Origin of the sequence: Pseudomonas panipatensis, from assembly GCF_900099785.1 — a bacterium.
GTDB lineage: Bacteria > Pseudomonadota > Gammaproteobacteria > Pseudomonadales > Pseudomonadaceae > Pseudomonas > Pseudomonas panipatensis.
Window position 1 is genome coordinate 1 of the sequence record NZ_FNDS01000012.1, and the last position, 25,303, is coordinate 25,303.

Below are 25,303 nucleotides of genomic sequence, written 5' to 3' on the forward strand. Positions count from 1 at the left end.
TAGGCGATGGCGTTGTCCATCAGGTACTTGAACAGCGCTTCGTCGCTGGCCATGCCGTCGATGAAGCGCTGCCCGGTGCGCGCCACCACGGCCTGCTGGAGCAGGCGCTGTTCATAGAGGCCGTCGCCGAGGCGCTTCTGTGCCCGATCCGGGTCGTAGCCGAGTTGGCCGAGCAGGTAGTCGGAGCTGAGGAAGCTTTTCAGGCTGGTCAGCGCCGGGTTGGTCTCGATCAGGTATTTGTGGCTGTTGTCCGGCACGGCGCTGCTGGGCAGGCCCTGCACGCGAGCGACGTTCAGGGCGCCGCTGGACGGGCCGCTGACGGCGGCCGATGCGACGGGCGCGGAGACCCCATCCGTCTGCCGGTTGCCGACGTCGAGGGCCTGTTGGCGCTGGGCCGCTCCGATGCTCTGGCCGGCGAAGCTCAGCGTTTGGGGGCCTTGCACGCTGCTGGCGCTGCCACCGCTGCCGGACTGGCCGCTGAGGCGGAACAGGCCGTTGCTGCCCGTGGGCAGGCTGAAGCCCGGCAGGGTGATGGGGTTGATCTGCTGTTGGGCGAGGCTCGGCGGCAGTTGCGCGTTGATCGGCACCACGGTGCTGACCGGGCTGGCGCCAACGGCGGTATTGGTGTTCCTTCCGGGATTGATGTAGGTGTAACCGGGGCGCACGACCGTATTGTCGAGGTTGCCACCCACGCGGATGTCGGCGTTGCCTGCGGCCTGGATGACGGCGGCATAGCTCTGGTCACCCGCTGACAGCGTTTCGCTTTTAGCCAGGCTGCTAATTTCGCTCTCGGTGGTGGAGAGGTAGTGCGACAGCGTCGGCTGCAACCCGCTCAGGTTGTTCGGGTCGTAGTCGCTGCTTTCGAACCAGTACTGCCGGGTGAAGTCGTTCGCCGCGTCCTGGTGCACGCCCAGGGTATGCCGGGCGGTCACGTAGACCCGGGTGCTCTGGGTTTCCCCCGGCACCACGCCTTGGTTGCTCAGGCTGTCGACGCTGATCGACAGCGCCCCGCCAGCGGCGATGGCGCTGCTCTGGTTGGTCAGTTGGCCACCCAGCAGGCGCATATTGCCGCCGCTGGTCATCTGCGCGGCGGCACCGCCGCTCACCGTCAGCTTCTCCCGCTGCACCACTTCGAAAATGCCGTTGCGATTGCTGCCTTCGCAATCGCCGACATAGCGGTGATCGCACGCCAGTTCGGTGATACGCGCGGTGTAGACCCCCAGGTCGTTGACGCTCAGCCCCTCACGGGTGTTGCTGATACTGGCCGCGCGCAGGCTGAAATCACCCACGCTTTCGAGGCTGCCGGAGCTGTTGAGCACGCTGCTCGCCCAGTTTCCTTGGTCGTCGGCGGCGAGGTCCAGGGCGCCCAGGCTGTACACATCCGCATAACGGTTGACGAAGCTGCCCACGCGCAGCGCCATGTCGCCGCCGCTGAAGATCAGACCGTTCTGGTTGAGCAGGTTGGCGGCTTCGATGCGCAGGGCGCCGGCGCTGCCGAGGGTGCCGTCGTTGTTCAGGCTGGCGGCGCTGAGCTTGAGGTCTGCCGCCGAGGTCAGGCGGCCGCTGTTGTCGAGGCTGCCGCTGCTGCTGACGCTGGTGGTGCCGCCGCCGGCAAGGCTGGCGTTGGCGCCCAGGCCGATGTAGCCGGCCCCCAGGCTGAGGTTGCCGAGGCTGCTCAGGCGGCCGGTGCCGCTGTAGCGGCCAGTGAGGTGGAGATCGAGGCGGCCGTCGCTGGCGATCAGGCCGTCGTTGCTCCAGTCGCCGCCGCTGCCGCTGAAGGTCTGCGCCGCGAGCAGTTGGCCGCCGCTGCCCTGGCTCAGTTGGCTGATGTCCAGGGTCAGATCGCGCGCCTGGATCACTGCGTTGTTGGTCCAACTGGCCGCCTGGTAGCTGAGGCTGCCGTTGGAGGTGAAGCTGCCGCCGGCAAGGCCGGCTTGGGCCAGGTCGAGGCCGAAGGTGCCGCTGCCGACATGCAGGACGCTGCCGCCGCCGTTCTGCAGCGAGCCGCTTTGCAGGCTGAAGTCCGAGGTGGCGCCTTCGATCCGGCCGAGGTTGTTGTTCAGCAGGCCGCTGGTGGTGATCTGCATCAGGCTCGGGCTGGCGCTGCGGGCGAGGCTCGCGGGCGCCTGGCCGAGGGCGCGGATGGCGCCGGCCACGTTGTCGATGCTGGCCGCGCCGAGGGTCAGGGTGTTGCTGGCCTCGATCAGGCCGGACTGGTTGTTCAGGGCGCCGGCCAGGCCGAAGTCGAGGCTGCCGGCACCGACCTTGCCGCTCTGGTTGAGCAGTTGGTTGCCGCGCAGGGAAAGCAGGCCGCCGGCATAGAGGCCGCCGTTGCCGTTGTCCAGCGTGGAGGTGACGATCTGGTTGTCGCCGCTGACCGCCGAGAGGTGGCCGTTGCGGTTGTCGATGCCGCCCGTGGCTTGCACGTCCAGCGCTTGCGCCTGGGTGATGCCGGCGTTGTTGCCGAACCAGCCGCTGACCAGTTTCAGCCAACCGGCGGCGCTGCTGAGGATGCCGCCGCTGCCGTTGTCGAGGCTGGCCGCCTGCAGGTCGAGGTTGCCAGCCTGGCTGGTGATGCGCCCGCCCTGGTTGGCGGCGGCGTCCTGGATGCGCAGGGTGGTGTCGAGTTGGCCCTGCAGGGTGCCAGCGGTGTTGTCGAGGCTGGCGGCGCCGATGTCGAGCGTGCCGGCCTTGCTGTAGATGAGGCCGTCCTGGCCGTTGAGCAGCGCGCCGCTGAGGGTGAGGCCGAGGCCGTCCTGGCTGGCGACGGTGCCGCCGGCGCCGTTGTCGAAGCGCCCGGCGAGGACGCTGAGCAAGCCCTGGCTGACCAGTTGGCCGCCGCGGTTGTCGACGCTGCCGGCGCTGAGGTTCAGCGGACCGGCGCTGGCCAGCTTGGAATTGGCGCCGACGTTGAGCAGCGCGCCGAGCAGTCCCAGGCGCAGGCCGCCCCGGCTGGAGAGGCTGCCACCGCTGTTGTCGAGGAGGGTGGCGTCGAACTGCACGCCGTTGGCGCTGATCTGCCCGCCACGGTTGTCCAGCGCGGCGCCGCTGCCGGTCAGCGCACCCTGGGCGCTGAGCAGGCCGCCATTGCGGTTGTCGAGGTCGCCGGCCAGGGTCAGGCCGAGGTCGCCCTGGGTGGAGAGGATGCCGTTGGCGTTGTTCAGGCTGGCGGCGGCGAGGGTCACTTTGCCCTGGCTGACCAGCGCGCCCTGGTCGTGGTTGTCCAGCGCGCCGCCGAGGCTCAGGTCGAGGCTGCCGTTGCGGCTGGAGAGGGTGCCGCCGGCGCTGTTGTCCAGGCTCGCGGCGTGGACGCTCAGGCCTTGCCAGCCGGAGAGCAGGCCCTGGTTGGCGTTGCGCAGCGCGGCGGCGCCCAGGGTCAGTTGCCCGGCGCTGATGAGGCGGCCCTGGTCGCCGTTGTCGAGGGTGCCGCTGGCATTCAGGGCGAAGCCCTGGGCACTGGAGATTTCCCCGCCGCGGTTGTCGAGGTTGCCGAGGCCGTTGACCTGCAGCGCACCGCCCGCGCTGAGCAGGCCGCCGCGGTTGTCGAAGTCGCCGGGTTGGCCGGCGCTGCCCAGGTCGATACGGACCTTGCCTTCGCCGATCAGCTGCGCCTGCTGCTGGATCAGTTTGGCGACCGCCAGTTGCAGGTCGCCCTTGGCCGAGACTTCGCCGCCACCGATGGCTTCGAACTGCCCGGCGTGCAAGTCGAGCGCGCCCTGGCTGGTGATCAGACCGCCGGGTTGGCCGACGGCGTTGCTGCCGTTGCGCAGATCACCGGCGTGCAGCGTGAGGCCCTGCTGGCCGCTGAGCACGCCGTCGCGGTTGTCGAGGTTGGCGGTGGTCGCGTCGAGGCGGCCCTGGGCGATGACCTTGCCGTTGCGGTTGTCGGCGTTGCCGGTGGCCAGCAGCAGGTTGCCGCTGGCGGACAGCAGGCCGCCCTGGTTGTTCAGGCTGGCGCTGCCGACGTCGAGCTGGCCGCCGGCGACCAGTGCGCCATTGCCACTGTTGTCCAGCGCGCCCTGGCTGCGCACGAGCAGGTCGCCACGGCTGGCGAGGGTGCCGCCCTGGCTGTTATCCAGGCTGGCGGCGTTGACGCTCAGCCCCTGGCTGCCGGAAAGCACGCCGCCCTGGCTGTTGTTCACCGCCGCGCCTTGCACCTGCAGGCGGTCGGCGGAGAGGATCTTGCCGCCCTGGTTGAGCAGGTTGCCGGTGGCCAGGGTGAAGGCGCGGTCACTGGAGATTTCGCCGCCGCGGTTGTCGATGCTCCCGGCGTTGCGCAACAGCAGCGCGCCGGGGGTGGTGATGAGGCCGGCACTGGCGTTGTTCAGAGCGCCGCCCTGCAGGTCGAGGTCGATGCCGGTCTGGCTGACCAGTTGCCCGCCGCCGTGCTGGTCGAGCCCGCTGACGCGGCCGTCGATGGCGCCGCGCGCGGAGAGGCTACCGCCCTGGCTGTTATCCAGCTGGGCGCTGGCCAGGTGGATGCCGGCATCGGTGACGATACGACCGGCCTGGCTGTTGTCGAGCCGCGCGGTCTGCAGCTGGATGTCGCCTGCGGCACTGAGGGTGCCGCCGTGGCTGTTGTCGAGGTCGCCGCTGGCCAGGTCGATGCCGGCATCGCTGAGCAGCTTGCCGCCCTGGTTGTTCAGCGCCCCGGCGAGGCGGGCGAATAGCGGGCCGGCGGTGGAGAGCACGCCGCCCCCGTTATTCAGGCTGGCGGCGTTCAGGGTCAGCGACCGCTCACTAAGCACGGCGCCCTGGCCGTGGTTGTCCAGCGCGCCGCTCAGTTGCAGGCGAATGTCGCCCTGGCTGCTGAGCAGGCCGCCCTGGCTGTTGTCCAGGCTGCCGCCTTGCAGGCTCAGGCCGGCGCGGCCGGACAGGTTGCCCTGGCGATTGACCAGCCGCTGCACGTCGAGCGTCAGCCCGGCATCGCCGATAAGCTTGCCGCCGCTGTTGTCGAGGCTGTCCGCGCGCACGGCGACGCCAGCCTTGCTGGATATCTCGCCGCCCTGGTTGAGCAGGTCGCCGCCGTGCAGGGTCACGCCCTGGTTGGCCGCGAGCAGACCGCCGTTGCCGTTGTCGAGTTGGCCGACGGTCAGGTCCAGCGCGCCCTGGCTGAGCAGTTCCCCGCCCTGCTGTTGCAGGTTGCCGATATCGGCTTGCAGGTTGCCCTTGGCGGCGATCGAGCCTTGGCTGGCGTTGTTCACCTGGTTGGCGTGCAGTTGCAGGCCGGCGTCGCTGTTGAGGGTGCCGCCCTGGCTGTTGTCGAGCTGGTCGAGGTCCACCTGCACCGCGCCCTTGCCGCTGACCACGCCCTGGGCGCTGTTGTTCAGGCTGCCGCCGGAGAGGCTCAGGCCGGCATCGCTGAGCAAAGCGCCGCCGCGGTTGTCCAGCGCGCCAGCCTGAACGCCGAGCGCGCCCTTGGCCGAGAGTAGGCCATTGGCATGGTTGTCCAGCCGCTGGCTGACCTTGGCCTGCAGGGTGCCATTGCTGATCAGGGTGCCCTGGCCGCTGTTGTCGATGCTCGCGAGGTCGAGGCTCAGCGCCTGGTCGGCAGAGAACAGGCCGAGGCGGTTGTCCAGCGTGCCGCCCGTGACTTGCAGCGCGGTCGCCACAGCCTTGCCGTTGCGGTTGTCCAGGCGCGCGGCGTTCAGGCTCAGCTGACCGCCGGCCAGCAGGCGGCCCTGGCGGTTGTCCAGGCTGCCCGTGCTGAGCGCGGTGCTGCTGCCCTTGAGGGTGCCGCCCTGGTTGTCGAGGGTGCCGCCGACGTTCGCCTGCAGGGTGCGGCTGGCGAGCACGGTGCCAGTGTTACGCACGCCCTGGGCAGTGAGGGTCACGTCGCCCTGGCCGTTGCGGCTGTTGTCCGGGTTGACCCCGGCCTCGATCACCCCGCTGTTGTTGAGCTGGTTCGCCTGCAGGGCGATGGTCGAGGACGCGGCCAGGCTTTGCGCGTTGCTCAGCGTGCCGCCGGCCTGGATGTTGGCACTGCCGCCGGCATAGACCGGGCCGTTCAGTGCCACGTCCTGCCCCTTGAGCGCCAGGTTGCCGCTGGCAGCCGTTTGCGCCAGTTCCAGCTTGCCGTTGGCGTCGATGCGGATGTCGCCGGCGCTGGCCGCCATGTTCCCCGCCAGGCGCACGCCGACGCCGGCCTCGGTGCCGACCAGGCGGATGGTGTTGGCGTACATGCCGCCCAACGCCGCACTGTCGATCGCCAGTTGCGGCTTGGCGCTACCGTTGTCCGGCTTGGGCGTGGCGGCCAGGGTTTCGGCATCCACCTGGTTGCGCCCGGCGACCACCGTCAGTTGCCGGGCATAGAGGTCGGCATTCAGCTTGGCGCTGCGGGTGATCAGCTCGAAGCGGTCGATGTTGCTGGCGTTCAGCCCGGCGCCATCGATGCTGATCGCGCCGCCATCGACGTCGTAGCCCTGCAAGCGCTCGCCATTGAGGATCGGCTTGCCGGTGGCCAGGGTCGCGCGCGGGGTATTGATGAAGCCGCAGCCGGAACAGGTAATCCCGTTCGGATTGGCGACGATGACATGCGCGCCCTGCCCGGCCACCTCGGTGTAGCCCTGCAGGTGCGAAGGGCTGCCGCCGGTGACTTCGTTGAGGATCTTCTGCGCGGCCTGGCCCTTGAGGTTGGGGTTGCCGACGACGATCCCGCCCAGCTGCGTGGCCTGGGTCTTGCCGGTGGCATTGTTGAGGATCAGGCCCTGCGGGCCGACGTTGAAGTCCGAAAATTTATTGTGTGAAAGCCCAGCCCCATTGGGCGTGGCGATATTGACGATGGGCACGCCATTGCCCGCCGCGCCGATCTGGGTATTGCCGCCAGCCGCAGCATCCACCGCCAATTGCGCCGCCGTGGCGACGATCGGGTTGAGGAACAGAATGCCGGCCAGGGCGCTGGCGATGGCTTGGAACAGCGGGCGGCGGATATCCATATCAAGAAACTCCCAAGAGTTCGGATCGCAGCAAATGTTCGATTCGAAAGTAGGAATGCCCCGATGCCAGCGAAGGCTGGCCAAAGCACCGCAACTTCGCCTCATGCCACCAGGCGTGCGGTGCTTCGGGGCAAGGGTCAGTCGGTGCCGTATTTCGGCGAACGCGGCCCGTACAGCAGGCCTGCAGGTTTGCCCGCCGAAAGCAATCGACTTCCGGCCACACCAGCGATGGGATAACCCGCGTCATCCACCGCACTGCTGACGATCTGTTTCACTGCGGCAGAGATGAGCAGCCCTACGAGACCAGCGCCGTTATTGTTGTTTTTGCCTTCTTCACTGGAAGCGCTAGCCGATCCAGTCCACAGAGTGGTCCCAGATTTCAGGTCTACCAGCTTGGCGTTCACTGTGACGATGGTTTCGCTGCTGATCACCATGTAGCGAGTGCCATAGTCCTTGACGGTGATGTACAGGGCTGCGTCGGCACCGAAGATTTCCTTCAACTTGGCAGTCGACACCTGATGGATATCGCCGGGCGTGGTCAAGCCATTCTGTCGGAAGGTTTCGTCGACCAGCGCCACCGGCAACACGTAATAACCGGCCTCTGCCAGTGGCATGGTGACCTGCGACAGCATGCTGTAGCTCGCCTTCACATCGGGCGATTCGTTGAGTGGCGGCAGTACCAGGATGGAGCGCGGATGTGCCTGCTTGAAAGCCGAATAATCAACGGTCTTGGTTGGCGCACAACCGACGACAAAGCTAGCTACCAGGAGGCCGGCGAACAGTTTCAATAGGCTACGCATCATTTCTTGTCTCCTTCCTTGGCGTTACGCAGGAGAAAATCCATGTACGCGGCCGACTCGGGAAACAGAGCCTTTTCAGTCTGGAACTCCTGGAACATCTGGTCGTCCTTGCCGAGATTGGAGTAGAGCAACCCCAGTTGTGCGTGGTAACCGGGCGGAACCACGCCGTTCTTGGCCTTGATCTTCTGCAAGTCGGCTTCAAGGGCCTCGATTTGTGCCTCCTTGGATTCACCCTTGAAGTACTGATAAACCTGCGGCTGATAGCCTTCCCACTGATATATCGTCTGCTGCCCCGAGCATCCTGCCAGGGCGAGACTCAGCAGAATTCCACACGACGAGATACGCCCAAATACCGTTTTCCTTTTCATGGCTTACTACTCCTTATCGTTTCGGTATCACTGAATCCGCGGCGTCCAAGCCCCGTTGTCGATGGCATCCACCAACTTATTCACAGCCTCGCGCATAGCCAGATCTAGTACTTTGCCGTTCAGGGTCGAGTCGTAGCTCGCAGTGCCACCGAAACCAATGATTTCGCGGTTCGACAAAGCGAACTCACCAGCTCCCTGGGTTGAGTAGACAACCTCGGAGGTCGTGATATTGACGATGTTCAACGCGACCTTGGCGTAGGCCACCTGAGACTTTCCGCGCCCGAGAATGCCGAATAGCTGACGGTCCCCAACTTCCTTGCGACCGAACTCGGTTACGTCGCCGGTAACGACAAAATCTGCCCCCTTGAGGTGCTGAGCCTGACTCTTGATCGAGGCTTCCTGCTGGATCTCCTTGAGGTTGTCGCGGTCCAGCACATTGAAGCGATTGGTTTGCTGCAGATGGGTGATGAGAATCGTCTTGGCCTGACCGCCGAGGCGGTCGACGCCGTCGGAGAAAATCCCGCGCATGTAGCTGGAACGGTTATCGAACTTACCTACGGCAATCGGCGTCCGAGTTCCGCTATAGGGCCGTGCGACGCTTTCGACTTGCGGCACCGACAATGCCCTGGACGTTTCCGTAGCGCATCCGGCCAAAGTGGCCAGAGCAATGGCTGTCGTGGCTAACAACATCCCTTTTTTATGAGCGATCACATTGAACTCCTTGAGTGATTGCGCAGACCGCCTAGGCGGCATTGGTGGAACTGAAAGCAACCTGCTGCTCTGCACCTACGGATGGGTATTCACCTGCCGTAACCTGGGGCCGAATCAGAAGAACAGGTCGACGCGGAAGTACACCGGGTGCTCGCGGCGCTCGATGGCGTTGGGCCGTTCCAGGGAGCGGGCGAAGCTCAGGGTGGCGGCGAGGTGCTGGCCGCGCGCGTTGAACTCCAGCGCGTGGCCGCTCATGCGCCCATGTACTTCGGGGTTGTAACGGTCGTGCTCGATGGCGCCGAAGTCGTAGCCATAGCCGACGCCGTATTCCTGCAGCCAGGGCTGTAACGCGACCCAGGTGACCGGGCGGCGCCAGCGCAGTTGATTGCGCCAGTAGTAACCGCTGTCGCCAGAGAGGCTCTGGTCCTTGAAGCCGCGCACCGAGTTGAGTCCGCCAAGGCTGATGCGCTGCGGGCTGTAGAGCACGTCCTCGCTCTTCTGGCCGGTGGCCAGGGCATCGAAGCTGAAGTTCTCGCCCCACAACTGGAAGGGCTGCAGGTAGCTCAGGGTCAGGGTGTATTTGTCGTAGCGACTGTGCGGTTCGCCGGGTTGCGGGTCGTGCTCGCCCTGGGCGCCGAAGCCACCGATGCCGCGCTGCCAACCGGCGTCCAGGTTGACGAAGGCGTTGCCGATGCGGCGGCCATGGTTGAAGCCGAACTGGCTTTCGCTGATGCGGCTGCTGGAGACGCCAATCAGTTCGTCGTCGATGTAGTTGCGCGAGCGGACATGCGCCAAGCCAGCATTGAGCGCGGTCTTGCTCACGTCATCGCGCTGGATCACCCGCTCCGCGCGCAGTTGGTGGGACTCGCTGTCGCCATCGAGTTTGAAGGCGAAGCCGCTGTCCTGATTGCGCGTGCGGTAGTAGCTCTGGTTGTAGCCGTAGCTGAAGGTCCACCAGCCGTAGGGCAGGCTGTAGAACAGGCTCTGGTTGTCGGAATGCTTCCAGTGATCGCTGACCACGTCGGCGCCGGTGCGCAAGCTGAGCTGGTCGGCCAGGCCCAGCGGGCTGTCCCAGTCGAAGCCGAGGCCGGCCTGTTGCTCGCCGCTGCTGCGGTCGCCGCTGTTGTCGCGGTAGGCGGACACGCGCCAGGCTTTGCTGCGCTCGCCCTTGAGCTGCACGCGGCTGCCGCCGACCTGCTGGCCGGGCACCAGCTCCAGTTGCGCCTGGCGCGACGGCAAGCGATTGAGCTGGTCGACCATCTGTTCCAGCTCACGCAGGTTGAGCACGTCGCCGGTCTGCCCGGGAAAGGTCATGGCCTGTTCCCGTGGGCTGGCCACGGCGGAGTCGTCGAAGCCTTCGAGGCGGCCCTCGACCACGATGATCTTCAGGGTGCCGCTGGAGAGGTCCTGTTGCGGCAGGTAGGCGCGGGTGGTGACGAAGCCGCGGCCCAGGTAGTCGTCGGTGATGCGCTTGAGCAGCTCATTGAGCTGGCCGACGCCCAGGCATTGATCGCGGTAGGGCGCCAGCAGGCGTTCGCGGCTGGACGCGGCGAGGTGCTCGGCGCCTTCGAGGACGATGTTGCGAATGCGGAAGCAGCGGGTGTCGGCCTGCCCTTCAGCGGGCTTTTCCGGCGCGGCCTTGCCGGGCAGTTGCTGCAACTCGTCCAGGCGCTTCTGCTGCTCGCGCAGCAATTGCTCCTGGCGGTCGCGCTGGAAATCGCGGTCGCCGGGGGTCGTCGGCAGGGCGGCGGAAAAAGCGGGAAATACGGCGAACAGGCATATAACAGGCGTCAAGCCACGGAAAAGAGACGACATCCTTGCAGTCCTGAGAACGCTACTTCAATTGAAGGGGCGCAGATTAAAACATGATCAATGTGCCATCAGTGCCGGGTGATGGGAAAATGACATCGTTTTAAGACTTTTCTCACAAACTGCCTGGAAATAGCCGAGGAACTACTCCAACTTTAGTCGCAGCGCACTCAACCGAAGAACCAGTAGCACACCGCAATGGACGCCAGCACGCCGGCCAGATCGGCCAACAGCGCGCAGCCCACGGCATGCCGGGCGCGCTGGATGCCGACCGAGCCGAAGTACACCGCCAGCACATAGAAGGTGGTTTCGGTGCTGCCCTGTACGGTCGCTGCCAGGCGCCCGGCGAAGCTGTCGACCCCCTGGCTCTGCATGGTTTCCAGGAGCATGGCGCGCGCCGCGCTGCCGGAGAATGGCTTGACCAGGGCGGTGGGCAGGGCGTCGACGAAGCGCGTGTCCCAGCCCAGTCCTTCGACCACCCAGCGAATGCCGCCGAGGAGCATTTCCAGCGCCCCGGAGGCGCGCAGCACACCGACGGCGCAGAGCATGGCGACTAGGTAGGGCAGCAGGTTCTTGGCGACGTCGAAGCCTTCCTTGGCGCCTTCGACGAAGGTTTCGTAGACCGGTACTTTGCGCAGCCAGCCGATGACCAGGAACAGCATGATCAGGCCGAACAGGGTCAGGTTGCCGAGCAGCGAGGAGAGTTGCGCCAGGGCCGTGGCGGAGAGCCCGGCGAGCAGCGCCATGAAGGCGCCGAGAGCGATGGCGCCGGGGATCAGGTAGGCGAGGACCACCGGGTCCCACAGGCGCAGCCGCTGCATGAAGGCCACCGACAGCAGGCCGACCAGGGTCGAGGCGCTGGTGGCCAGGAGAATCGGCAGGAATACCAGGGTCGGGTCGGCGGCGCCTTGCTGCGCGCGGTACATGAAGATGGTCACCGGCAGCAGGGTCAGCGACGAGGCGTTGAGCACCAGGAAGAGAATCTGCGCGTTGCTCGCCGTGGTCGAACTGGGGTTGAGTTCCTGCAGGGCTTTCATCGCCTTGAGGCCGATCGGCGTGGCGGCGTTGTCCAGGCCCAGGCCGTTGGCGGCGAAGTTGAGGGTGATCAGGCCGATGGCCGGGTGACCTTCCGGCACCTCCGGCATCAACCGGCGGAACAGCGGCCCGAGCAGGCGCGCCAGGCCTTCCACCAAGCCGGCCTTCTCGGCGATGCGGAGGAAGCCGAGCCAGAGGGTCAGGGTGCCGAACAGCAGGACCATGACCTCGACGGACAGCTTGGCCATGGCGAACAGGCTCTCCACCATGGCGGCGAACACCGTGGGCTCGCCGCCCAGCAGCCAGCGCGACAACGCGGTCAGCGCCGCCACCAGGAAAAACCCCAGCCACAGGCCGTTGAGCATATGCATCCCCCTCTGCGATGGCGGCGATGATAACGGCGCGCGCCCGGCGCGGCCAGAAACGCCAAGGCCCCGGTCAGTGCCGGGGCCTTGCTGGTGGACAGATGTCCGCCCTCGGGCGGCCTGCAAACTCAGTGTGCGGTGCTGGCCTTGGCGGCGCTCAGCCACTCTTCACCGCGACCTTGCTCCACGGCGCTCCAGTACAGCGCGCCCTGCTTGCTGTCGTAGAGGCCTTCCCACTTGGAGATGACCAGCACCGCCAGGGCGTTGCCGATGACGTTCAGCGCGGTGCGCGCCATGTCCATGATGCGGTCGACGCCGGCGATGAAGGCCAGCCCTTCCAGCGGAATTCCGACGCTGCCGAGGGTCGCCAGCAGTACCACGAAGGACACACCCGGCACGCCGGCGATGCCCTTGGAGGTGACCATCAGGGTCAGCACCAGCATGATCTGCTGGCCGATCGACAGGTCGATGCCATAGAGCTGGGCGATGAAGATCGCCGCGATGCTCTGGTACAGGGTCGAACCGTCGAGGTTGAAGGAATAGCCGGTGGGCACCACGAAGCTGCTGATCGCCTTGGGCGCGCCATAGGCCTCCATCTTCTCGATGATCCGCGGCAGCACGGTTTCCGAGCTGGCAGTGGAGTAGGCCAGGACCAGTTCGTCCTTGAAGATGCGCATCAGCTTGGTGATCGAGAAACCGAACAGGCGCGCCACCAGGCCGAGCACCATGAAGGCGAAGAAGGCGATGGCGAAGTAAACCAGCAGCACCAGCTTGGCCAACGGCAGCAGCGAGGCGAAACCGAAGCTGGCGACCGTCACCGCAATCAGCGCGAACACGCCGACGGGGGCGTAGAGCATGATCATGTGAGTGACGCGGAACATGGCCTCGGCGACGCCCTGGAACATCTTCACCAGGGGCTCGCGGGTCGGCGCCGGCAGCGACGACAGGCCAAGGCCGAACATCACCGAGAAGAAGATGATCGGCAGCATCTCGCCGCGCGCCATGGCGGCGAAGACATTCGGCGGGATCAGGTTGAGGATGGTCTCGACCAGCGCGTGGTGCTGCCCGACTTCCTTGGCGGTCTCCGTGTATTTGGAGATATCCACAGTGCCGAGATGGCTCATGTCGATGCCGGCGCCGGGCTGGAAGAAGTTCGCCAGCAGCAGGCCGACGACGATGGCGACGGTGGTGATCACCTCGAAATAGAGGATGGTTTTCAGACCGATGCGACCGAGCTTCTTCGCATCGCCCATGCCGGCGATACCCACCACCAGCGAGGAGATGACGATCGGTACGACGATCATCTTGATCAGACGGATAAAGATGTCACCCGCCGGTTGCAGGATATTGCTGATCCACCAGGCCTTCTCCGCGCTGAAGTGGTTCAGCAAGGCGCCTGCGGCGATACCCAATACCAGGCCGATAACGATCTGCCAGGCGAGGCTGAGCTTGGCTTTGCCCATGTCTATTCACCCTTGATTCTTGTGGAAGTCGGGAGTCCCGCCCATTGCCGGGGTGCCGGCGAGCGGGGAAAAAAGCGCCGCATGATTCCCACCCCCTCCCCCGCCGTCTAATGCCGGAAATGACTACCCCATGCTGAATCGGCATGAAAAAAAGCCGATGGAACTCCCGTTCCAGGGTGACCGGCTCTTGCTTTTTCACTCGGAAGCAAGGCTGAAAGTGCCGTCATACCGGGTTTTTCCGCTGCGCCGCAGGCAGGAGACGCCCGCGGATATCCCGCCCACAGGACGCCGCTGAGCACGCGCCCAGGCAAGGCTCAGACGACTCTAAAAACGATGTACGGTCACCTTGAACGCGGGAGCGAGGTCATCGCCCGCCGTGCTCGCGCCCTGTGGATAAGTGCACGCGGCCAGCCTTGGAAGGGATCGGGCTCGCGAGAAATTGTTATCCACAAGCGCGAATCAGAGCGCCATGCCGTGCTCGGCTTGCCGCTGACTCAGCAGCGGCAACGGCGCAGAAGCAACGGAAACCCGGCAGCCATCTGGCGATGCGCGGCGAGCGATCACATGCTGCTGCTTTGGGCCGGCGACGTGGCCAAGGAGGTGGGCACGGCAAGCAGCAGCGCGGCGGTTTCCAGATCCGGCTCGCCATCGAAGCGCTGCGGTCGGTAGCGCATCTGGAAGGCGGCGATCACGTTACGCGTGGACTGATCCAGTTGGCCATCGAGCGCAACCGCATAGCCATGCCGGGCCAGCTGTTGCTGGAACCACGCCGGTGGCGGGAGCTGGCCGTTGAACTCGGCTTGATGGCGCGCGACCTCGGCGGGTTGCGGCCAGGGGATCAGCCCGGCATCGGCCAGGCGCTTCCAGGGAAACAACGGCCCTGGATCTACCTTGCGCTGCGGGGCGATATCGCTGTGCCCAAGGATGTGCTCGGGGGTGATGCCCTGGCGCTTGACGATGTCCTTGAGGAGCAGGATGAGAGCATCGATCTGCGCCTGTGGATAAGCTCCCCAGACGCGACCGGATGGTGTGTCCTGATAACCGGGGTTGACCAGTTCGATGCCGATGGAGGTGGCGTTGAGCCAAGTGCGGCCCTGCCACTCACTCTGACCGGCATGCCAGGCGCGGCGGTTCTCGTCCACCAATTGGTAGATGGTCGGCGGGTTGGCGCCGATCAGGTAGTGGGCGCTCACTTCGCCACGCGTGAGCAGTTGCAGCGAGCGATCCAGGTCGGCGGAGGTGTAGTGAATGATGACGTACTGGACACGGCTGTCCTGGTTACGCGAGGGATGCTCGCGGTCGATCTGCAGACCGCCCTTGCCGGCGCAACCGGCGAGCAGGAGGGCGGAGAAAGCAAGCAACAGATAACGCATCGTGCCTCCAGGCATCAGCCTGCTATGTGCAGGACGCTGCGCAGGTTCTGCAGCAGCATGTTGACGCTGAGCATGATCAGCAGCATGCCGGCCAATCGCTCGATCGCGGTGAGGCCGCGGGGGCCGAGGAAGCGCTGCAGGTAGGAGGCCTGCAGGAGGATCAGTGCGGTCGCGGCCCAGGCCAGGATCACCGCCAGGTACAGCTCCCATAAGGGACCAGTGTAGGTGGTGCGCAGGGTGATCAGCATGGCCAGCGCCGAGGGGCCTGCCACTGCGGGGGTCGCCAGGGGCACGAGCAGTGGTTCGCTGTCCGGCATATCGCCCAATACCCCCTGCGGGGTGGGGAAGATCAGGCGCATGGCGACCACGAAGAGAATGATGCCGCCGGCAATGCCGGTTGCCTCGCGGGATAGGCCGAGGCCGGTGAGGATGTGTTCGCCAAGGGTGAGGAACAGCAGCAGCAGGCCGAGCGCGAACAGCAGCTCGCGCAGCGCGACCTTGAGGCGACGTTCAGCCGGAACCGACTTGAGGGCGGCAAGGAACACCGCGATGTTGCCGAAAGGGTCGGTGATCAGAAAGATCAGGATGGCAACGCCGAGCATTGTGAATAACTCCAGGCACAACGAGTCGGCGCCGATGCGCCGAGCCGAATCCTTGCGCCACTCTGTGGATAGTTCAGTGTAGCGCCAGGTCGAAAATGCTCCGGCCATCTGTGGATATCCCTTATTCCAACTGGCCGGTCAGCGTGGATGTGGATTACCCACAGGGCAATCAGGATTTTCTGATTTTCTCCGGGCGTTTCCAGCCGTCGATGACCCGCTGCTTGCCGCGGCCGATCGCGAGGGTCTGCGTCGGAACGTCGGCGGTGATGGTGGAACCCGCGCCAGTGGTGGCGCCGGCACCGATATCCACAGGTGCGACCAGGGAGTTGTTGGAGCCGATGAAGACGTCTTCGCCGATCACCGTGCGCCACTTGTTGGCACCGTCGTAGTTGCAGGTGATGGTGCCGGCGCCGATGTTGGTGCGGCTGCCGACGTCACTGTCGCCGAGGTAGGTGAGGTGGCCAACCTTGACGCCGTCCTGCAGGTGGGCGTTCTTCAGTTCGACGAAGTTACCCACATGTACCTGGCGCTCCAGCACACTGCCCGGGCGCAGCCGCGCGAAGGGACCGACATCGCTGCCCGGCCCGACATCGGCGCCTTCCAGGTGGCTGTTGGCCTTGATGATGGCGCCGCTGCGCAGAATGCTGTTCTTGATCACGCAGTTGGGGCCGATCTGCACGCCATCTTCGATTTCCACATGGCCTTCGAGGATCACGTTGATATCGATCTGTACGTCGCGGCCGACGCTCACCTCGCCGCGTACGTCGAACCGCGCGGGGTCGAGCAGGGTGACGCCCTGGGCCATCAGGCGGCGAGCCAGGCGCAACTGGTAGTAACGCTCCAGCTCGGCCAGTTGCAGGCGATCGTTGGCGCCCTGCACTTCCATGGCCGCCTGCGGCTGGGCCGTGGCCACGCGCAGGCCATCGCCCACGGCCATGGCGATGACGTCGGTGAGGTAGTACTCGCCCTGGGCATTGGCGTTGGACAGGCGACTCAGCCAGCCGGCCAAACGCCCGCGCGGCACCGCCAGGATGCCCGTGTTGCCTTCACGGATGGCGCGCTGCTCGGCACTGGCATCCTTCTGCTCGACGATGGCCTGCACCTCGCCGGCCGCGTCGCGAATGATCCGCCCATAGCCGGTGGGATCGTCCAGCTCGACGGTGAGCAGCGCCAGTTGTTCGCCGCTGGCTTGCTGCAGCAGGCGTTCCAGGGTCGGCTGCTCGATCAGCGGCACGTCGCCATAGAGAATCAGCACGCTGTCGGCGCTGAGGAAGGGCGCGGCCTGGGCCACCGCGTGGCCGGTACCGAGCTGCTGCTCCTGGACGACGAAGTTCAGGTCGTCCCCTTGCAGGCGTTCACGGACCAGGTCGGCGCCATGCCCGATCACCACATGGATCCGCTCGGGGTTCAGACCACGCGCGGTGTCTATCACATGGGCCAGCATGGGCTTGCCGGCGACCGGGTGGAGGACTTTCGGCAGGGACGAGCGCATGCGGGTGCCCTGGCCGGCGGCGAGAATGACGATTTCGAGGGACATGGGAGAAGGACCGTCCTGGAGAATCATGGGGTGGAAAAAGAAAAAGGGTAGCCAAGGCTACCCTTTTCCATTTGCTCGCTGAAGCCCAAGGACTCCGGCGAACGACTCAGCCGCCGAACTTCTTGCGAACCTGCTGGACCGTGCGCAGTTGCGCTGCGGCTTCGGCCAGGCGGGCTGCGGCGGAGCTGTAGTCGAACTCGGCACCTTTACCGTGCAGAGCCTTCTCAGCCTCTTTCAGAGCGGTCTGAGCGGCCGCTTCGTCGAGGTCGCCAGCGCGGATCACGGTGTCGGCGAGAACCTTGACCATGTTCGGCTGTACTTCCAGGAAGCCACCGGAGATGTAGTACACATCCTGGTCGCCACCTTGCTTGACCACACGGATCGGACCCGGCTTGAGCTCGGTGATCAGCGGCGCGTGGCCCGGAGCGATACCCAGATCACCCAGGGAGCCGTGCGCGATGACCATCTCGACCAGGCCGGAGAAGATCTCCGCTTCGGCGCTGACGATGTCGCAGTGGACAGTAATAGCCATACCCTTGCCTCACGTAATTAGGCTGTCGATGAGCTACTGCGCTAGGCCAGGCGGCGTTCGCGACGCTCATCGACGGCCTGGGCGCCCGTTACCGGGCGCACGGATTACAGCTTCTTCGCTTTCTCGATGGCTTCTTCGATGCCGCCGACCATGTAGAACGCCTGCTCGGGCAGGTGGTCGTAGTCGCCGTTGAGGATGCCTTTGAAGCCAGCGATGGTGTCCTTCAGGGAGACGTATTTGCCCGGCGAGCCGGTGAATACTTCAGCCACGAAGAACGGCTGGGACAGGAAGCGCTGGATCTTACGAGCACGGGCCACCAGCAGCTTGTCGGCTTCGGACAGTTCGTCCATGCCGAGGATCGCGATGATGTCCTTCAGCTCTTTGTAGCGCTGCAGAACGTACTGCACGCCACGAGCGGTGTCGTAGTGGTCCTGGCCAATCACCAGCGGGTCCAGCTGACGGGAGGTCGAGTCCAGCGGGTCGACGGCCGGGTAGATACCCAGCGAGGCGATGTCACGGGACAGTACGACGGTGGCGTCAAGGTGGGCGAAGGTGGTCGCCGGGCTCGGGTCGGTCAGGTCGTCCGCGGGAACGTAGACGGCCTGGATCGAGGTGATCGAGCCTTTCTTGGTGGAAGTGATGCGCTCTTGCAGAACGCCCATCTCTTCGGCCAGGGTCGGCTGGTAACCTACTGCGGAAGGCATACGGCCCAGCAGTGCGGATACTTCGGTACCGGCGAGGGTGTAACGGTAGATGTTGTCGATGAACAACAGTACGTCACGGCCTTCGTCACGGAACTTCTCGGCCATGGTCAGGCCGGTCAGGGCGACGCGCAGACGGTTGCCCGGCGGCTCGTTCATCTGACCGTAGACCAGGGCTACCTTGTCCAGTACGCCGGAATCCTTCATCTCGTGGTAGAAGTCGTTGCCCTCACGGGTACGCTCGCCCACACCAGCGAACACGGAGTAACCGCTGTGTTCCATGGCGATGTTACGGATCAGCTCCATCATGTTCACGGTCTTGCCCACGCCGGCGCCGCCGAACAGGCCGACCTTACCGCCCTTGGCGAACGGGCAGACCAGGTCGATGACCTTGATGCCGGTTTCCAGCAGGTCGTTGCCGCCTGCCTGGTCCGCGTAGGAAGGAGCGTCACGGTGGATGCCCCAGCGCTCGTCTTCGCCGATGGGACCGGCTTCGTCGATCGGGTTACCCAGTACGTCCATGATCCGGCCCAGGGTCTTGGTGCCGACCGGTACGGAGATGGCTGCGCCAGTGCTGTCCACGTTCAGACCACGCTTGAGGCCTTCGGTGGAACCCATGGCGATGGAACGGACCACGCCGTCACCCAGCTGCTGCTGGACTTCCAGGGTGGTTTCGACGCCCTGAACCTTCAGGGCCTCGTAGATGCTCGGCACGGCATCGCGCGGGAATTCCACGTCGATCACGGCGCCGATGATTTGAACGATACGTCCGCTACTCATGTCTGGTTCCTCTGAATTTTGAACCTGTTCTTACACCGCGGCAGCGCCGCCGACGATTTCCGAGATTTCCTGGGTGATCGCCGCCTGACGCGCCTTGTTGTAGATCAGCTGCAGTCCGCTGATCAGATCGCCGGCGTTGTCGGTAGCGTTCTTCATTGCAATCATCCGGGCCGCCTGCTCACAGGCGTTGTTCTCAACCACCGCCTGATACACCTGGGATTCCACGTAGCGCACCAGCAGGCCGTCGAGCAGGGCCTTGGCATCGGGCTCGTAGAGGTAGTCCCAGTGGTGTTTCAGGGCTTCGTTGTCCTCGGCCACCAGCGGAATCAGCTGTTCCACGGTCGGCTTCTGGGTCATGGTGTTGATGAACTTGTTGGAAACCACGTACAGGCGATCGATGCGCCCGTCCAGGTAGGCATCCAGCATGACCTTGACGCTGCCGATCAGATCGTTGATCGACGGCTCTTCGCCCAGGTGACTGATGGCTGCGACCACATTGCCGCCATAGTTCTTGAAGAAGGATGCGCCCTTGGCACCGATCACGCACAGGTCGATTTCTGCGCCTTGATCGCGTTGCCCGCTCATGTCCTTGACGAGCGCCTTGAACAGGTTGATGTTCAGGCCGCCAGCCAGGCCACGGTCGGAACTCACCACGATATAACCGACGCGCTTGACTTCACGCTCGATCATGAACGGGTGACGGTATTCCGGGTTGGCGTTGGCCAGATGGCCGATCACCTGGCGAATGCGCTCCGCGTAGGGACGGCCGGCCGCCATGCGCATTTGTGCCTTGCGCATCTTGCTCACCGCCACCTTTTCCATGGCATTGGTGATTTTCTGCGTGCTTTTGATGCTCGCAATCTTGCTGCGAATCTCTTTTGCGCCTGCCATTTCACACCTATCGGGTTAGCAGGCGGGGGCCCTCACAGGCCCCCGCTGCGGCTTACCAGGTTTGGGTGGCCTTGAACTTCTCGATACCGGCTTTGATGCCAGCGTCGATTTCGTCGTTGAAGTCACCTTTCTCGTTGATCTTCGCCAGCAGAGCAGCGTGCTCGCGCTGGAAGTAGGCGATCAACGCCTGTTCGAAGCTACCGACCTTGGCGATCTCGACGTCCTGCAGGAAGCCACGCTCGGCGGCATACAGGGACAGCGACATCTCGGCGATGGACATCGGCGCATACTGCTTCTGCTTCATCAGCTCGGTAACGCGCTGACCATGCTCGAGCTGCTTGCGAGTCGCGTCGTCCAGGTCCGAAGCGAACTGGGCGAAGGCCGCGAGTTCGCGGTACTGCGCCAGTGCGGTACGGATACCACCGGAGAGCTTCTTGATGATCTTGGTCTGGGCCGCGCCACCAACACGGGATACCGAGATACCGGCGTTGACCGCCGGACGGATGCCCGAGTTGAACATGGCCGATTCCAGGAAGATCTGACCGTCGGTGATCGAGATCACGTTGGTCGGAACGAACGCGGAAACGTCGCCAGCCTGGGTTTCGATGATCGGCAGAGCGGTCAGGGAACCGGTTTTGCCTTTCACTTCGCCGTTGGTGAACTTCTCTACGTACTCTTCGGAAACGCGGGAAGCGCGCTCCAGCAGACGGCTGTGGAGATAGAACACGTCGCCCGGGTAAGCTTCACGGCCCGGCGGACGGCGCAGCAGCAGGGAGATCTGGCGGTAGGCGACAGCTTGCTTGGACAGATCGTCATAAACGATCAGTGCGTCTTCGCCGCGGTCACGGAAGTACTCGCCCATGGTGCAGCCGGAGTACGGAGCCAGGTACTGCAGAGCAGCGGATTCGGAAGCGCTGGCAACCACCACGATGGTGTTGGCCAGGGCGCCGTTCTCTTCCAGCTTGCGGACGACGTTGGCGATGGTCGATTGCTTCTGACCGATGGCAACGTAGACGCAGCGGATGCCGCTGTTCTTCTGGTTGATGATGGCGTCGATGGCCAGGGCGGTCTTACCGATCTGACGGTCACCGATGATCAGCTCGCGCTGGCCACGGCCTACCGGGATCATGGCGTCGACCGACTTGTAACCGGTCTGCACCGGCTGGTCTACCGACTTACGCCAGATCACGCCCGGCGCCACTTTTTCCACGGCGTCGGTCAGCTTGGCATCGATCGGGCCTTTGCCGTCGATCGGGTTGCCCAGTGCGTCGACCACGCGGCCCAGCAGTTCCGGACCAACCGGAACTTCCAGGATGCGGCCGGTGCACTTGGCGTTCATGCCTTCTTTGAGGTCCTGGTATTCACCCAGTACCACAGCGCCGACGGAGTCTTGCTCCAGGTTCAGCGCCATACCGTAGACGCCGCCCGGGAACTCGATCATCTCGCCGTACATGACGTCGGCCAGACCGTAGATGCGCACGATGCCGTCGGAAACACTGACGATGGTGCCTTCGTTGCGCGCTTGGGACGCTACATCGAGTTTCTCGATGCGCCCCTTGATGATTTCACTAATTTCGGAAGGATTGAGTTGCTGCATGCCGCTGCCCCTTCAAACTCAAGATTTCAACGCTTCGGCCAGTTTCGCGAGCTTGCCGCGCACCGAGCCATCGATTACCAAGTCACCGGCGCGGATCACCACGCCGCCGATCAGGCTCGCGTCTTCCGACGCATGTAGCCGCACTTCGCGACTGAGCCGGGCGCTGAGAGCCTTGGCGAGTTTGTCCTGCTGTTCCTGGCTCAAGGTGAAGGCACTGGTGACCTCGACCTCGACCAGTTTTTCCTGCTCGGCCTTCAGCTGCTCGTACATCTCAGCGATGATCGGCAGCAGGTCGAGCCGCTTGTTTTCAGCCACAGTCCGGACGAAGTTCTGGGCCGGAGCATTGAGCTTGTCGCCACACACGTCGATCAGGGCATCAGCCTTGGACGAAGCGGTCAGCTGAGGCTCTTTGAGCAGCTGGCGCACGGTGTCGTCCTGCGACACTGCAGCCAGCACACCCAGAGCAGCAGACCAATCGGCCAATTGCTGATGAGCCTGGGCGTACTCGAAAGCCGCCTTCGCGTAAGGTCGAGCCAACGTGGTCAGTTCTGCCATATCGCCCTCGCTTAGATCTCAGCGGCCAGTTGATCAACCAGCTGCTTTTGCGCGTTGGCATCGATCGAAGCACCCAGGATCTTCTCGGCGCCGGACACGGCCAGAGCACCCACTTGGGCACGCAGGGCATCCTTGACGCTGTTCAGTTCCTGTTCGATTTGGGCCTTGGCCTGGGCGATCATGCGATCACCTTCGGCACGAGCCTGCTCGCGGGCTTCGTCAACGATCTGGTTAGCGCTTTTCTTCGCCTGCTCGATGATTTCGGCTGCCTGATTCTTGGCTTCGCGCAGTTGCTGACCCGCTTTTTCATGGGCCAGCTCCAGATCACGAGCTGCACGGTTGGCAGCGTCCAGGCCGTCGGCGATCTTCTTCTGACGCTCGTGCAGAGCCGCGATGACCGGAGGCCATACGAACTTCATGCAGAAGATGACGAAGATGGCGAACGCAATGGCCTGGCCGATCAGAGTTGCATTAATGTTCACGCCAACACCTCGCTCGTTCGTTGTCAGTCACAGATTTCCGGAAGCCGGAAATTAGTGGGCTACCTGAGCAATGAACGGGTTAGCGAAGGTGAAGAACAGCGCGATACCAACGCCGATCATGGTTACGGCGTCGAGCAGACCGGCGACGATGAACATCTTCACCTGCAGCATCGGAACCATTTCCGGCTGGCGAGCAGCGCCTTCCAGGAACTTACCGCCCAGCAGACCGAAGCCAATAGCGGTACCCAGGGCACCCAGACCGATCAGCAGTGCAACGGCGATAGCAGTGAGTCCAACTACAGTTTCCATTTTTCCTCCCGACTTTTTGTCGTGTTGGTTAAAGGTTGAAGCAAGTTAAGTGGTGAAACTTCTTTCTGTTCGCAGGGTGACCCGCGCGCCCCTTCCCGCGGGGGGAAGGGGTTTCAGAACCGGTGGATCAGTGGCTGTCTTCGTGCGCCATCGACAGGTAGACGATGGTCAGCATCATGAAGATGAAGGCCTGCAGGGTGATGATCAGGATGTGGAACACCGCCCACGCCCAGCTCAGCACCACGCCGAGACCGCCGAGCAGCAGCAGGCCGCTGCCGAACATCACGGCGATCAGGATGAAGATCAGCTCGCCGGCGTACATGTTGCCGAAGAGACGCAGAGCCAGGGAAACCGGCTTGGCGATCAGGGTCACGAACTCGAGCAGGAAGTTCACCGGGATCAGGATGATCTGCACGATGATGTTGCTGCTGTGGAACGGATGCAGGGTCAGTTCGCCGAGGAAACCGCCGATGCCCTTGACCTTGATGCTGTAGAAGATGATCAAGGCGAACACCGCGATGGACATGCCAAAGGTAGCGTTCGGGTCGGTGGTGGCGACGGCACGGAAGAACAGGTGTTCGTTGCCGGTGATCTTGGCCGCGGCGAGCGGCAGGAAGTCCACCGGCACCAGGTCGATCAGGTTCATCAGGAAGATCCAGACGAACACGGTCAGCGCCAGGGGCGCGATCAGCGGGTTACGGCCGTGGAAGGTGTCCTTCACGCTGCCGTCGACGAACTCCACCAGAACTTCGACGAAGTTCTGCAGGCCCCCCGGAACTCCGCTGGAAGCCTTCTTGGCCGCCATGCGGAAAAGGAAGATGAACACCAGGCCGAGGAATACCGACCAGCCCAAGGTGTCAACGTGAAATGCCCAGAAGCCCATTTCCTTGGCTTGTTCGGCTGTGTGGGCAAACCCCCAGGAACCATCCGGCAGACGACCCAGGGTCAGGTTCTGCAAGTGGTGCTGGATGTAACCCGAAGCGCTTTCTGCTGCCATGTTTGCCTCAATCGCTCTAAGGTCTTGTAAATGTGTGTCCCATCAGCAGGGGTGCGCACCAGCTGACCAGCAAGGCCAGCAGGTAGATACCAAACAGAGCCAGAGGCTCCAGTGGCTTCACTCCTGCAAACGCCAGTGCGAAGAGCACTGCCGTCAAAACCAGTTTCCCGGCTTCGCCCGCATAGAAAGAGCGGACGATCATCTGAGCCGAGCGCGCGCCGCTGTAGCGGAACGCCTTGCGTGCGAAATAAACATTCGGCAGCCACGCGATCAGGCCCCCGAGCAGTCCCGAGTAACCTGCGACCGAACCCCGGATGAACCACAGGGCCGCAGCACCAAAAAGCAGCACCACCAGTTGGACGAGCAACAGGCGAAAAGCCGGTTGGCGATGGAAGGGCAAACGGTTCGGCTTGCTGGGTTCCATCTGTCTCACAGTCCTCTGGCGTCGGCTTCGTAAATCAATAACTTGGCATACTTTGTGCCGACAAAATTGCGCGCAGAGTATAGGGGGCCAGGCATACCCATTCAACAGCCGGGTAGTCATTTCCGACTATCGCTACATAGACCTTTGTCTCAGCGGATGTGGGCGAGAACCCCTTGCAGCTCATCCAGCGAATTGTAGCGGATGACCAATTGGCCTTTGCCTTTCTGTCCATGGCGAATCTGCACCGGAGCCCCTAGACGCTCAGCCAGGCGCTGTTCCAGGCGGCTGATGTCCGGATCGGTCTTGACCGCTTTGGCAGGTTCCTCCGGGGCATTCAGCCACTGGCGCACCAGTGCCTCAGTCTGGCGCACGGTCAGCCCGCGTGCGACAACATGTCGCGCACCTTCGACCTGCTTTGCCTCGGGCAAACCGAGTAAAGCACGGGCATGGCCCATTTCCAGGTCGCCATGGGAGAGCAAGGTCTTGATCTCTTCGGGCAGGGCGAGAAGACGCAACAGGTTGGCCACGCTCACGCGGGATTTACCCACCGCGTCGGCGACCTGCTGCTGGGTCAGCTGGAATTCCTGCTGCAGTCGCTGCAGCGCGACGGCTTCCTCGATGGGATTGAGGTCCTCGCGCTGGATGTTTTCGATCAGCGCCATGGCGATGGCTGCTTCGTCCGGCACTTCGCGGACCATGGCCGGAATCTTATCCAGGCCAGCCTGCTGGGCGGCACGCCAACGGCGCTCTCCGGCAATGATCTCGTAGCGGCCGCCGCCGATCGGACGCACCACGATCGGCTGCATCACCCCCTGCGCCTTGATCGACTGGGCCAGCTCTTCCAGAGCCTGCGGGTCCATGTCGCGACGCGGTTGATACTTGCCCCGCTGGATCAGGTCGAGCGGCAGATGCTGCAGCTCACGGCTGTCTGTCTGGACTGCCTCTTCCTGCAGGGTGGCGGCGCTGGAGCCGCTGAGCAGGGCATCCAGCCCGCGTCCGAGACCTCGTTTCTTCACGGCCATGCGGGTTCCTTAATT

General features: G+C 64.1%; 20 protein-coding genes. All 20 read right to left on the reverse strand.

Features of this window, described 5'->3' with window-relative positions:
* A partial coding sequence (locus tag BLQ74_RS22985; protein WP_139199115.1) for a two-partner secretion domain-containing protein occupies positions 1–6,935 on the reverse strand: 6,935 nt, incomplete at its 3' end.
* 137 nt (positions 6,936–7,072) lie between these two features.
* On the reverse strand, positions 7,073–7,738 hold the full coding sequence (locus BLQ74_RS22990) for a DUF799 domain-containing protein (RefSeq protein WP_090267083.1): 666 nt from the start codon (positions 7,736–7,738) through the stop codon (positions 7,073–7,075).
* On the reverse strand, positions 7,735–8,103 hold the full coding sequence (locus tag BLQ74_RS22995; RefSeq protein ID WP_090267086.1) for a DUF4810 domain-containing protein: 369 nt from the start codon (positions 8,101–8,103) through the stop codon (positions 7,735–7,737). The genes BLQ74_RS22990 and BLQ74_RS22995 overlap by 4 nt, the downstream gene beginning before the upstream one ends.
* A gap of 27 nt (positions 8,104–8,130) precedes the next feature.
* Positions 8,131–8,811, reverse strand: a complete 681-nt coding sequence (locus tag BLQ74_RS23000) for a CsgG/HfaB family protein (protein ID WP_425287513.1) — start codon at positions 8,809–8,811, stop codon at positions 8,131–8,133.
* Between the two features lie 117 nt (positions 8,812–8,928).
* The gene (locus BLQ74_RS23005) at positions 8,929–10,629 is read right to left on the reverse strand and encodes a ShlB/FhaC/HecB family hemolysin secretion/activation protein (protein WP_090267095.1); all 1,701 of its coding nucleotides are present in this window, start codon (positions 10,627–10,629) and stop codon (positions 8,929–8,931) included.
* A 164-nt stretch (positions 10,630–10,793) separates the two neighbouring features.
* Complete coding sequence (locus BLQ74_RS23010; protein WP_090267097.1) at positions 10,794–12,023, reverse strand: nucleoside recognition domain-containing protein; 1,230 nt, start codon at positions 12,021–12,023, stop codon at positions 10,794–10,796.
* A 128-nt stretch (positions 12,024–12,151) separates the two neighbouring features.
* Positions 12,152–13,486: a glutamate/aspartate:proton symporter GltP gene (gene gltP / locus BLQ74_RS23015; protein WP_090267100.1), complete on the reverse strand. Its 1,335-nt coding sequence runs from the start codon at positions 13,484–13,486 to the stop codon at positions 12,152–12,154.
* A 560-nt stretch (positions 13,487–14,046) separates the two neighbouring features.
* Complete coding sequence (locus BLQ74_RS23020) at positions 14,047–14,859, reverse strand: N-acetylmuramoyl-L-alanine amidase (protein WP_090267104.1); 813 nt, start codon at positions 14,857–14,859, stop codon at positions 14,047–14,049.
* 14 nt (positions 14,860–14,873) lie between these two features.
* On the reverse strand, positions 14,874–15,461 hold the full coding sequence (locus tag BLQ74_RS23025; protein WP_090267108.1) for a MarC family protein: 588 nt from the start codon (positions 15,459–15,461) through the stop codon (positions 14,874–14,876).
* A 169-nt stretch (positions 15,462–15,630) separates the two neighbouring features.
* Complete coding sequence (glmU, locus tag BLQ74_RS23030) at positions 15,631–16,998, reverse strand: bifunctional UDP-N-acetylglucosamine diphosphorylase/glucosamine-1-phosphate N-acetyltransferase GlmU (protein WP_090267112.1); 1,368 nt, start codon at positions 16,996–16,998, stop codon at positions 15,631–15,633.
* A 106-nt stretch (positions 16,999–17,104) separates the two neighbouring features.
* Complete coding sequence (locus BLQ74_RS23035) at positions 17,105–17,530, reverse strand: F0F1 ATP synthase subunit epsilon (RefSeq protein ID WP_090267115.1); 426 nt, start codon at positions 17,528–17,530, stop codon at positions 17,105–17,107.
* A 104-nt stretch (positions 17,531–17,634) separates the two neighbouring features.
* On the reverse strand, positions 17,635–19,011 hold the full coding sequence (gene atpD / locus BLQ74_RS23040) for a F0F1 ATP synthase subunit beta (protein WP_090267118.1): 1,377 nt from the start codon (positions 19,009–19,011) through the stop codon (positions 17,635–17,637).
* 30 nt (positions 19,012–19,041) lie between these two features.
* Positions 19,042–19,902, reverse strand: coding sequence for a F0F1 ATP synthase subunit gamma (gene atpG / locus BLQ74_RS23045; RefSeq protein ID WP_090267122.1), 861 nt, complete (start codon positions 19,900–19,902; stop codon positions 19,042–19,044).
* A 52-nt stretch (positions 19,903–19,954) separates the two neighbouring features.
* Positions 19,955–21,499: a F0F1 ATP synthase subunit alpha gene (gene atpA / locus BLQ74_RS23050; RefSeq protein ID WP_090267125.1), complete on the reverse strand. Its 1,545-nt coding sequence runs from the start codon at positions 21,497–21,499 to the stop codon at positions 19,955–19,957.
* An 18-nt stretch (positions 21,500–21,517) separates the two neighbouring features.
* Positions 21,518–22,054 carry a F0F1 ATP synthase subunit delta gene (locus tag BLQ74_RS23055; protein WP_090267129.1) on the reverse strand — a complete coding sequence of 179 codons (537 nt, stop codon included), beginning with the start codon at positions 22,052–22,054 and terminating at the stop codon, positions 21,518–21,520.
* 11 nt (positions 22,055–22,065) lie between these two features.
* Positions 22,066–22,536 carry a F0F1 ATP synthase subunit B gene (locus BLQ74_RS23060; protein WP_090267133.1) on the reverse strand — a complete coding sequence of 157 codons (471 nt, stop codon included), beginning with the start codon at positions 22,534–22,536 and terminating at the stop codon, positions 22,066–22,068.
* Positions 22,537–22,587: 51 nt separating this feature from the next.
* Positions 22,588–22,845 carry a F0F1 ATP synthase subunit C gene (gene atpE / locus BLQ74_RS23065; RefSeq protein ID WP_043256731.1) on the reverse strand — a complete coding sequence of 86 codons (258 nt, stop codon included), beginning with the start codon at positions 22,843–22,845 and terminating at the stop codon, positions 22,588–22,590.
* 127 nt (positions 22,846–22,972) lie between these two features.
* Positions 22,973–23,842 carry a F0F1 ATP synthase subunit A gene (atpB, locus tag BLQ74_RS23070; RefSeq protein WP_090267135.1) on the reverse strand — a complete coding sequence of 290 codons (870 nt, stop codon included), beginning with the start codon at positions 23,840–23,842 and terminating at the stop codon, positions 22,973–22,975.
* A gap of 16 nt (positions 23,843–23,858) precedes the next feature.
* Positions 23,859–24,266 (reverse strand): F0F1 ATP synthase subunit I, encoded by a 408-nt coding sequence (locus BLQ74_RS23075; protein ID WP_090267139.1) that lies wholly within the window; start codon positions 24,264–24,266, stop codon positions 23,859–23,861.
* 149 nt (positions 24,267–24,415) lie between these two features.
* On the reverse strand, positions 24,416–25,288 hold the full coding sequence (locus BLQ74_RS23080; protein WP_090267142.1) for a ParB/RepB/Spo0J family partition protein: 873 nt from the start codon (positions 25,286–25,288) through the stop codon (positions 24,416–24,418).
* Positions 25,289–25,303 lie beyond the last annotated feature (15 nt).